The sequence below is a fragment of the Ferrovibrio sp. genome, assembly GCF_035304305.1.
Taxonomy (GTDB): Bacteria; Pseudomonadota; Alphaproteobacteria; order Ferrovibrionales; family Ferrovibrionaceae; genus Ferrovibrio.
The window spans coordinates 1-10,526 of the sequence record NZ_DATGQG010000035.1; the positions used below are offsets into that span (position 1 = coordinate 1).

Genomic DNA, 10,526 nt, shown 5'->3' on the forward strand with positions numbered 1-10,526 from the left:
ATCTTTGAGCGCTTCTGCCACGGGATCGACAGCAGCCAGTCGAGATAGTTCCGGATCACAGTGGCTTCGGCCGACATCGGGCTCATCGAGCGCAGCTTCTTGACCTCGGCCTGCGCCTTTTCACGGGCCTCCTTCGAAAGCCGGGTCTTCTTGATGCGCTGTTCGATTTCGGCCACCTCGTCGCGGCCTTCCTCGCCCTCGCCCAGCTCCTTCTGGATCGCCTTCAGCTGCTCGTTCAGATAATACTCGCGCTGCGTCTTCTCCATCTGGCGCTTCACGCGCGAACGGATCTTCTTCTCGACCTGCAGGACGCCGATCTCGCCTTCCATCATGGCGTAGACGCGCTCAAGGCGCTCGACGACATTGGCGATTTCAAGCAGATCCTGCTTGTCGGTGATCTTGATGGTCAGATGGGAGGCGACCGTGTCGGCCAGCTTCGAGGCATCATCGATCTGATTGAGCGATACCAGGACCTCCGGCGGAATCTTGCGGTTGAGCTTCACATACTGCTCGAACTGGTTGATCACCGACCGCGACAGGGCCTCGATCTCACGCCCCTCGCCTGCTTCGTCGGGGATCACTTCCGCCTCGACCTGGAAGAAATCCTGGTTGTCGGTGAACTTGATGATCCGGGCGCGCTGGCTGCCCTCCACCAGCACCTTCACGGTGCCGTCCGGCAGACGCAAAAGCTGCAGAACCGACGCGATGGTCCCGACGCTGTGGATGTCCTCAGCGCTCGGGTTGTCCTGGCCGGCATTCTTCTGGGCGACCAGCAGGATCTGCTTGTCGTCCTTCATCACATCTTCCAGGGCACGAACGGACTTCTCGCGGCCCACGAAGAGCGGCACGATCATGTGCGGAAAAACGACGATGTCCCGCAGGGGCAGGACGGGGAAAATCTGGGCGCGCGGTGATGTAAACATGCGGGTCTTGGTTCCTGGTGGGCGGAAGCCGGGATGCTTCGGATATAAAGCTTCCTCGCCGCCTGACGAGAGTTAAGATGGGAATTCCGGGAAGCCCCGTCAAGCCACGGTCCTGCAACAGAGGGAACGGCGGCGCGGCCCGCCGAGTCGGCGATCACTCTGGCAGGCGCCTGTTCGGCTCCGCTGCCACGGGCAGCACGGCGCGACCGCCACTGGCGCGGGGCGCACCTGCTCTGCGGCTTCCACGAGTCTCTTCTCAAAGGTGGAACTGCGGCCCACCACTAGGGGTGGACCGCAGGGCTATACGTTGAAGCAGCGCTTCAGGCGCTGACATCCTCCTGCTTGCGATCAGCATAGATCAGCAAGGGCTTGGCGCGTCCTTCGACGACGTCGGGCGAGATTACAACCTCTTCCACGCCGTTCATGTTCGGCAGGTCGAACATCGGATCCAGCAGGATGGCCTCCAGGATCGAGCGCAGGCCGCGGGCCCCGGTCTTGCGGGCAATCGCCTTGCGGGCGACGGCGGCCACCGCTTCATCCGAGAAGGTCAGCTTGACGTCTTCCATCTCGAACAGACGCTGATACTGCTTGATCAGGGCGTTCTTCGGCTTGGTCAGGATGTCGACCAGCGCCGCTTCGTCCAGGTCATGCAGGGTGGCAATGACCGGCAGACGGCCGATGAATTCCGGGATCAGGCCGAACTTGAGCAGATCGTCCGGCTCCACCTCGGCGAGGATCTCGCCCGCCCGGCGGTCGTCCGGGCCGCGGACGTCAGCGCCAAAGCCGATCGAGGTGCCCTTGCCCCGGCCGGCGATGATCTTCTCCAGGCCGGCAAAGGCACCGCCGCAGATGAACAGGATGTTGGTGGTGTCGACCTGCAGGAATTCCTGCTGCGGATGCTTGCGCCCGCCCTGGGGCGGCACGGAGGCAACCGTGCCCTCCATGATCTTCAGCAGTGCCTGCTGCACGCCCTCGCCCGAGACATCGCGGGTGATTGAGGGGTTGTCCGACTTGCGGCTGATCTTGTCGACCTCGTCAATATAGACGATGCCGCGCTGTGCGCGCTCGACGTTGTAGTCGGCGGACTGCAGCAGCTTCAGAATGATGTTCTCGACATCCTCGCCCACATACCCCGCTTCGGTCAGCGTGGTGGCGTCAGCCATGGTGAACGGCACTTCGAGAATGCGCGCCAGGGTCTGAGCCAGCAGCGTCTTGCCGCAGCCGGTCGGGCCGATCAGCAGGATGTTCGACTTGGCCAGCTCGACATCGTTGTTCTTGCCGCTGTGGCCGATACGCTTGTAGTGGTTATGGACCGCGACCGACAGAACCTTCTTCGCATGGTTCTGGCCGATCACGTAGTCGTCCAGCACCCGGCAGATTTCCTGCGGGCTGGGGACGCCGTCCCGGGTTTTGACCAGAGCGGACTTGTGCTCTTCACGGATGATATCCATGCAGAGCTCGACGCATTCGTCGCAGATGAACACGGTCGGGCCGGCAATCAGTTTCCGGACCTCGTGCTGGCTCTTGCCGCAGAAGGAGCAGTACAGCGTGTTCTTGGAGTCACCACCGCTCAATTTGGTCATACCTACTCCACTGAGCGGGCCGGCGCCGGGCGACGCAGGCCCTATTCCATCGAATCGTTATCATAAGGAAGCCCCGTTGCGGGCACAACGGAGATAGCCTGCCTCGGAACGGTGAAAAGACCGTAACTAATGCCTGCCGGGGCACCATGTATGGCGCCCGCTATGGCCGGACAAGTAGCCGGAGAAAAAGGCTTTTTTCTGCAGAGTTCTGCCGGACCGGTTCGCCGGCTCAGCTCTTCCGGGCTGTGTCTTGTTCGGGGCGGCGCGCCACCACCTCGTCGACCAGCCCGAACGCCTTTGCCTCTTCCGGCGTCATGAAGCGGTCGCGCTCCATGGCGGACTCGATGGTCGCCACATCCTGGCCGGTATGCTTGGCATAGATCGCATTCAGCCGGGCCCGCAGGTCCAGGATTTCCTTGGCGTGTATCTCGATATCGGCAGCCTGCCCCTGGAAGCCGCCCGAAGGCTGGTGGATCATGACCCTCGAATTGGGCAGCGCATAGCGCATGCCGGGCGAGCCCGCCGCCAGCAGCAGCGAGCCCATGGAGGCAGCCTGACCGATGCACAGCGTGGCAATCTTCGGCCGGATGTATTGCATTGTATCGTAAATCGCGAGTCCCGAAGTAACTACGCCACCTGGGCTATTGATATAAAAGGAAATTTCCTTGTTCGGGTTTTCGGCTTCAAGGAACAGGAGCTGCGCCGTCACCAGCGAGGCCACCGCGTCATTGACCGGCCCGACCATGAAGATGATCCGCTCCTTGAGCAGGCGCGAATAAATGTCATAGGAGCGTTCGCCCCGGTTGGTCTGCTCGACCACGATCGGGACCAGCATGTTCATATACGTGTCGACCATCTTGTCCATGACGCGCCCTGAAAATACGAAACCTAGTAGCCCTAATGTGACGCAGTGCGGTGCTTCCGGCAATGGCCGGTCCGCGTCTTACCCGTGTCAAAAGAAAAACGCCGGGGTGAACCCGGCGTCCTTCCGATAAATCGGGTACCGGCGATCAGGCGACCGCCTCGGCTTCCTTCTGCAGCTCTTCCTTGGTGACCGTCTTCTCGGTCACATCGGCCATCTCGATGATGAAATCGACGACCTTGTCCTCGAAGATCGGCGCCCGCAGGCTGTTGGCGGCTTCCGGGTTCTTCTGGAAATACTCCATCACCTGGCGCTCCTGACCGGGGAAGCGGCGCGCCTGCTCGATCATGGCGCGGGTGATCTCTTCCTGCTTGACCTCGATGTTGTTCTGCCGGCCGACTTCCGACAGCAGCAGGCCGAGGCGGATACGGCGCTCGGCGATCTTGCGGTACTCCGCCTTCAGCTCGTCCTCGGTCTTCTTCTCTTCTGCCAGCTCGGTCTCGAAGCGTGCACGATCGGCCGTCACTTCGCTCCAGATCTGGTTGAATTCCATCTCCACCATGCCTTCCGGTACCGGGAAGTCATGCGTCTCGGCGAGTTGGTCCAGCAGGCCGCGCTTCATCCTGAGACGCGCGATGGCCTTGTATTCCTGGCCGAGGTCGCGCTTGATGTTGTCGCGCAGTTCTTGGGCCGAGCTCAGGCCGAAGCGCTTGGCGAATTCGTCATCCACCGTAACGGCCTGGCCGCCGCGGACTTCCTTCACCGTGCAGGCGAACTCCGCCGGCTTGCCTGCCAGTTCGGCGTTGCCGTAGGCCTCGGGGAAGGTGACACTGACGGTCTTCTCGTCGCCTGCCTTCAGGCCGACCAGCTGGTCCTCGAAGCCCGGGATGAAGGAGTTGGAACCCAGCACCAGGGGATAATCGCTGGCGGAACCGCCCTCGAACTTCACGCCGTCGACGCTGCCGACGAAATCGATCACTACCTGATCGCCTTTCTCGGAAGCACGATCGACCTTCTCATAGGTCTTCTGCTGATCCGCCAGGCGCTTCACGAATTCCTCGACCTCGGCTTCGGTCGGCTCGACCACGAGGCGCTCCAGCTTGATCGCCTTGAAGTCGCCGGGCTCGATGTCGGGCAGCACCTCGATGGCGATGGTGCATTCGAAATCCTTGCCCTCCTCGAAATTCGAGAAGTCGACCTTCGGCTGCATCGCCGGGCGCAACTTGTTGTCTTCGATGGTCTTCTGCAGGGCCGAATTGACGGACTCTTCCATCGCCTCGCCCAGCAGGGCGCGGCCATACTGCTTCTTGATCAGGGCAGCCGGCGCCTTGCCCGGACGGAAACCGGGCATGTTCACGCGGCTGCGCAGCGTCTCCAGCTTCTCGTTGACGGTGCTCTCCAGCGCGGCTGCGTTGATGACCACCTTGTACTCGCGCTTCAGGCCGGAGGCGCTGATTTCCTGGATCTGCATGACCAATACCTGTCTCTCGATTAGAATCTCTGTCGCGCCGCCACAGGGCAGCAGCATCGGCGGGCCGGGTTGGTGCGGGCGGAGGGACTTGAACCCACACGCCTTGCGGCACAGGAACCTAAATCCTGCGTGTCTACCAGTTCCACCACGCCCGCGTCCCGCACCGATCCGGGCGCGGCGGCGCAGTCTATAGCATGCTCACCGGGACGGCGCGAGGCTTTTGGCCGGTTTTACTCCGGCCGATTAAACGGCTGTTTTTACAGGCTTTTTTGCCGTGTTTTGGTCGCAGTGGTTCAGCATCTCGCGCTCGGCCAGCCATTCCGCGCTGTAGCTGCAATTCCGGAAATCGTCATAGTACGGGCCGCCGATCGTGTAATGGATGATGGAAACGTCCTTTTCGTAAGGATCGTAGTCGGCCAGGTGGTTCCAGCGATGCGGAATTTCACCGATCAGGTCGTCATTGCCGAGCCATTTGAACTGGTGCAGTTCCAGTCCGCTTGCGGAGTTGACGTAATCAGGCGTCAGCGCCGTGCATTTGGCGCAGTTGAACAGCATCACGCTGGACCAGTTCTTTTTCTCATATCTGGTCTGCGTCTTGCCGAGGAATTTCACGTCCTCCTTGGGGACGTGATTGTGCTTGACCACCTGCACGGCGAAGCGGTCGTCGCGCAGGGCCCAGAGCTTGGCGATGTCGTCGACCACAAGCATGTCGTCGTCCATGAAGATCGCCCAGCCCTCGAAGCCGCACAGATAGGGCGTAAGGAAGCGGGAGAACGAAAAGTCGGTGGACTGCAGTTCGTGGCGCGGACGCGTATAGATGCCCTGCAGCTGGTTCAGCGCCAGGTGGGTGATGGCGACCGGCTGGGAGGCGCGTCGATTGATGCTCAGAGCCGCAACGCTGGAAGCGACCGGGGCCGCGCGGCTGTAACCGATAAAAACACGGATCATCAGGGGGTCTCTCAATTCTGCTCCTGCCTGCATAACGCATAGCAGCCTATCGGAAGGTTAAAACTGATCGAGCGCAAATCCAGCCACTCTGCGAAAGCACAATCTACAACTTGGTTTTTGATGTTTAAAACATCATATTGACTACTATATACATCTTTATTATGATCTCAGGTATCTAAATTAAGGTTCAAACATGATCACCGGAGCGCAGATGCGGGCGGCCCGCGCCCTGATTGGGATCGACCAGCGCAAACTGGCCGAATTGTCCGGCCTGTCACTGCCAACGATCCAGCGCATGGAAGCAAGCGACGGCGTGGTGCGCGGCAATGTCGACTCCCTCATGAAGCTGGTCGCCGCCTTGGAAGCCGCCGGTATCGAACTGATCGCCGAGAACACCCCCAGCAACAGCGGCGGACGTGGTGTCCGCCTCCGGGCCACGCTGGGGTCGCCTCAGGGCAACTGATGCAGAGACTGCGCCTATGGCCTCCCCCTCTACCCATCCAGCCCCCACCTTCGCCGAACTCTTCACGCCCAAGCTGCTGACCGTCCTTCGTGAAGGTTATGGCCTGAGCGGCCTGCGCGCCGATGCGCTGGCCGGCCTGACGGTGGCAATCGTCGCCATCCCGCTGTCGATGGCCATCGCCATCGCATCGGGCGTCACGCCCGACCGCGGCCTGTACACGGCGATCGTCGGCGGTTTCCTCGTCTCGGCCCTGGGCGGCAGCCGCTTCCAGATCGGCGGACCAGCCGGAGCCTTCATCGTGCTGGTGGCCGCCACGGCGGAGCGTCACGGCGTCGATGGCCTGATCCTGGCCACCATGATGGCGGGCGTCATGCTGATGGTGGGCGGCTTTCTCCGACTGGGTACCTATGTGAAATTCATTCCCTATCCGGTGACTGTGGGCTTTACCGCCGGCATCGCCGTGATCATCTTCGCCAGCCAGATCCGAGACCTGCTGGGCCTGACCTTTGCCGGCAAAGAGCCGGGAGAACTGCTGCCCAAGCTGGTTGCCATCATCGAAGCCCTGCCGACCTTCACACCGACTGCCTTGGCCCTGGCCCTGCTGACCATCGGCGTGATCGTCGGCCTGAAGCGGTGGCGGCCGCACTGGCCCGGGATGCTCATCGCGGTAGGTCTGGCCGCTGCCCTTACCGGTTTGCTCAATCTGCCGGTAGAGACCATCGGCAGCAAATTCGGCGGCATCCCCCGCACCCTGCCGCTGCCCTCCATGCCGGCCTTCTCGCTCGAGCAGGCACGGGCCGTCCTCCCCGACGCCATCGCTTTCACCCTGCTCGGCGCCATCGAATCCCTGCTCTCGGCCATTGTCGCCGACGGCATGACCGGCCGGCGCCATCGCTCGAACTGCGAACTGGTGGCCCAAGGCGCGGCGAATATCGGCTCGGCCCTGTTCGGCGGCATCTGCGTCACCGGCACCATAGCCCGCACCGCCACCAACGTGCGCGCCGGCGCCCGGGGCCCTATCGCCGGCATGCTGCACGCGGTTTTCGTATTGCTGTTCATGCTGATTGCCGCGCCGCTGGCCAGCTACATCCCTCTGGCGGCGCTCGCTGGCGTGCTGGCCGTGGTGGCCTGGAACATGGCGGAGAAGCATGCCTTCGCCACGCTGATCCGCTCCTCCTGGGGTGATGCGGCGGTGCTGCTCGCCACCTTTCTGCTCACCATCTTCCGCGACCTGACGGAGGGCATTCTGGTCGGTTTCGGCCTTGGCACGCTGCTGTTCCTGAACCGCATGGCGCAGGCCACCACAGTGGACAACCACGTGCCGTATGTACCGGAGGATAAGGCCGACGACGCGAACGGCGACCGCCGTCCCTACGACCCTGCCCTGTCCACCGATCCGGACCTGCTGATCTACCGGATATCCGGCGCGTTCTTCTTCGGCGCGGCATCCACCGTGGGCGCCGTACTCGATCGCATTGCCGACCGGCCAAAGACCTTCATCCTCGATTTCTCGTCGGTGCCGTTCCTTGATTCAACGGCCGCCAACACCATCGCGGGCGTTGCACGCAAGGCGCGTCAGGGCGGCGTGACGCTGATCCTGACCGGCGCCCCCAAGCATGTCCGGCATGTGCTGTGGACCCATGGCGTGCACCCGCCGCTGGTCCGGTACAAGCGCTCGATCGAAGCCGCCCTGGACGATCTCAGGACACCTGTCGGCGCAGCGTCGCCAGCGGGCGCCTGACCGCATCGGGAAGATCGTCGGCAATCAGGCCCGGGCCCGCCTCCTCCGCTGCGACGCCATGCAGCCAGACGGCCGCACAGGCGGCCTCGAATGGCGGCATGCCCTGGGCCATCAGGCCGGCGCAGAACCCGGCGAGCACATCGCCGGCTCCTGCTGTCGCCAGATGAGGGGGCGCGTTGGCATTGATCGCCGCACGGCCATCCGGCGCGGCGATCACCGTGTCGGCCCCCTTCAATACCAGCACCGCACCGCCGCGCCGCGCCGCCTGTCGCGCGCGCTCCAGCTTCCCGGCGGTCTTCAGGTCGGGAAATAACCGGCTGAACTCGCCATCATGCGGCGTCAGCACCACCTGGGTATGGGAGGCCGCAAACAGGTCCTCGCTTCGCCCGCCAAACACGTTAAGCGCGTCGGCGTCGAGCACGACAGGCCGATTGAGGCGCAGACTGTGCAGGACGGCCTGCCGCGTGGCCTCGCCGGCACCGTTGCCCGGCCCGAGCAGAAGCACGTTCCGGCGCGGATCAGCAGTAAGGCGCCGCCAGTCCGGCGTCCCCTCGCAGGTAGCCCGCATCACCGCTGCCGGCGCACCATGGGCCACTGCATCCCGGGGCGCCGCAAGGGTGACCAGACCGGCTCCGATCCGTGCTGCTGCATGGGCCGCGAGGCTCGCCGCACCGGTGAGCGCACCACCGCGCACCAGCACATGCCCGCGGCTGTATTTGTGGCCGCCGACGCCGGGCACCGGCAGGACAGCGTGCCAGAGAGCAGGATCGTTCTGCCACTGCCGGGGGCGTATCTGTTTCAGCACCCGCGCCGGAATACCGATATCCCTGATCTGCAGCCGGCCGCAGAGACTCCTGCCAGGCAGAAGCAGGTGCCCGGGCTTGGACCGGAAGAAAGTCACGGTGTGGCTTGCCCTGACCGCGGTGCCGTGCGGCTGTCCGTCGTCGCCATTCACGCCGCTGGGCAGATCCACCGAAACCACCGGCTTGCCGGAGGCGTTGAGTGCATCAACCAAAGCCCTGGCGTGTCCTGACAGAGCCTTGTTCAGGCCAGCACCGAACAGGGCATCGACGATGATGTCCGCCGTCTCGAACGTCACATCCACGGCTGGCAGGACCATTCCCCGCCAGCGCTGCGCCGCCAGCGCAGCATCGCCCCTGAGGCTGTCGCGATCGCCCAGCAGCGCCAGGGCGACATGACGCCCGGCCTCTGCCAGCAGGCGTGCCGCCACGAACCCGTCCCCCCCATTGTTGCCCGGACCGCAGAGCACAAGGACATTGCCAGTCGGATAATACTGCTGCACGGCGGCCGCGACGGCCGCGCCGGCGGCTTCCATCAGGTCGATACCGGGCGTGCCTCCCGCGATGGCAAGGCGGTCCGCCTCGGCCATCTCTGCAACAGTCAGCAATGCGGCGTTGTCGCTCATGAGTCGATCGGGGGGTGTTTCCGATGCCAGTCCGTTGCGGCTTCATAAGCGGCGGCAGCGCGCAGCACCAGATCCTCGCGATGCATCGGCCCGACCAGTTGCAGGCCGATCGGCAGGCCGGATTGCGAAAAGCCGCAGGGGATCGAAATCGCCGGCTGCTGCGTAAGGTTGAAGGGATAGGTGAACGGCGTCCAGGCAGTCCAGTAAGAGTTGCCCATCTCGGCGGGCGCCAGACGGCCGGCCTCGAATGGCAGGACGGCCAGACTGGGCGTCAGCAGCAGGTCATAGCGTTCATGGAACTGCTTCATCGTCACACCGAGTGCAGAGCGGGCGGTGGCTGCCTGCAGATAGGTCTTCAGCGGAATGGCGGCACCGTCCTGATACGTCCGGAGCAGACCGGGATCCAGCAGCGCAAGCTTCTCGTCCGACAGGCTCATGGCGGCGTTATAGGCGCCGGAGAACCAGTGGATATGGAAGAGCTCGACCGGATCGGAAAAGCCCGGATCGGTTTCTTCCACCTGCGCGCCCAGCTCGGCAAACAGCTTTGCCGCCGTGGCAACGGCAGCGGCAATTTCCGGATCGACCTTGGCAAATCCCAGCGTCGGGCTAAAGGCGATCTTCAGCCCCTTCACTCCGGCACCGAGACTGGCCGTGTAGTCAATGTCCTGGTACGGCAGGCTGAACCAGTCCCTTGCATCCGGTTTCGCCATTTCCTGCAGCATCAGCGCACAGTCGCGCACCGTTCGCGTCATGGGCCCGAGATGGGCAACAGTGCCGAACGGACTGAGCGGCGCCGCCGGCACGCGGCCGAAACTCGGCTTCAGGCCGACAATACCCGTGAACCCGGCCGGGATCCGGATCGAGCCGCCGCCATCCGTCCCCACCGCCAGTACCCCCAAACCGGCAGCCACCTGGGCGGAAGCGCCGCCGGATGAGCCACCGGGCGTCTTGTCCAGATCCCAGGGATTGCGCGTGATGCCGGTGAGCGGCGAGTCCGTCACGCCCTTCCAGCCGAACTCGGGCGTTGTGGTCTTGCCCAGCAGGATGCAGCCGGCCTCGCGCAGCCGCGCCGTCACTGGCGCGTCAACATCCCAGGGCTGATCGGGATC

At 63.6% G+C, this 10,526-nt stretch carries 9 protein-coding genes and 1 tRNA gene; 2 read left to right on the plus strand and 8 right to left on the minus strand.

Annotation, left to right across the window (positions count from 1 at the left end; genetic code table 11):
- The 6 genes from VKZ87_RS03950 to VKZ87_RS03975 all read right to left on the minus strand — a co-directional run.
- On the minus strand, positions 1–923 hold a 923-nt coding region (locus VKZ87_RS03950), incomplete at its 3' end, for an LON peptidase substrate-binding domain-containing protein (protein ID WP_324219949.1).
- Positions 924–1,243: 320 nt separating this feature from the next.
- Positions 1,244–2,506, minus strand: a complete 1,263-nt coding sequence (gene clpX, locus VKZ87_RS03955) for an ATP-dependent Clp protease ATP-binding subunit ClpX (RefSeq protein ID WP_324219950.1) — start codon at positions 2,504–2,506, stop codon at positions 1,244–1,246.
- Positions 2,507–2,735: 229 nt separating this feature from the next.
- Positions 2,736–3,362 carry an ATP-dependent Clp endopeptidase proteolytic subunit ClpP gene (clpP, locus tag VKZ87_RS03960; protein ID WP_324219957.1) on the minus strand — a complete coding sequence of 209 codons (627 nt, stop codon included), beginning with the start codon at positions 3,360–3,362 and terminating at the stop codon, positions 2,736–2,738.
- A 154-nt stretch (positions 3,363–3,516) separates the two neighbouring features.
- The gene (tig, locus tag VKZ87_RS03965; protein WP_324219951.1) at positions 3,517–4,839 is read right to left on the minus strand and encodes a trigger factor; all 1,323 of its coding nucleotides are present in this window, start codon (positions 4,837–4,839) and stop codon (positions 3,517–3,519) included.
- A 70-nt stretch (positions 4,840–4,909) separates the two neighbouring features.
- A tRNA-Leu gene (locus tag VKZ87_RS03970) sits at positions 4,910–4,994 on the minus strand.
- A gap of 88 nt (positions 4,995–5,082) precedes the next feature.
- Positions 5,083–5,787: a hypothetical protein gene (locus tag VKZ87_RS03975; RefSeq protein WP_324219952.1), complete on the minus strand. Its 705-nt coding sequence runs from the start codon at positions 5,785–5,787 to the stop codon at positions 5,083–5,085.
- Between the two features lie 193 nt (positions 5,788–5,980).
- Between VKZ87_RS03975 and VKZ87_RS03980 the strand changes: the two genes are divergently transcribed.
- Both VKZ87_RS03980 and VKZ87_RS03985 read left to right on the plus strand, forming a co-directional pair.
- Positions 5,981–6,250: a helix-turn-helix transcriptional regulator gene (locus VKZ87_RS03980; protein ID WP_324219953.1), complete on the plus strand. Its 270-nt coding sequence runs from the start codon at positions 5,981–5,983 to the stop codon at positions 6,248–6,250.
- A 16-nt stretch (positions 6,251–6,266) separates the two neighbouring features.
- The gene (locus tag VKZ87_RS03985; protein WP_324219954.1) at positions 6,267–7,991 is read left to right on the plus strand and encodes a SulP family inorganic anion transporter; all 1,725 of its coding nucleotides are present in this window, start codon (positions 6,267–6,269) and stop codon (positions 7,989–7,991) included.
- On the opposite strand, the gene VKZ87_RS03990 is transcribed toward VKZ87_RS03985, so the two are convergent.
- Entirely contained in the window at positions 7,951–9,417 is a 1,467-nt protein-coding gene (locus VKZ87_RS03990) for an NAD(P)H-hydrate dehydratase (protein WP_324219955.1), read from the minus strand. The genes VKZ87_RS03985 and VKZ87_RS03990 overlap by 41 nt on opposite strands.
- Positions 9,414–10,526, minus strand: a 1,113-nt coding sequence (locus VKZ87_RS03995) for an amidase (RefSeq protein WP_324219956.1), incomplete at its 5' end; no start/stop codon positions are given. The genes VKZ87_RS03995 and VKZ87_RS03990, both read right to left, overlap by 4 nt.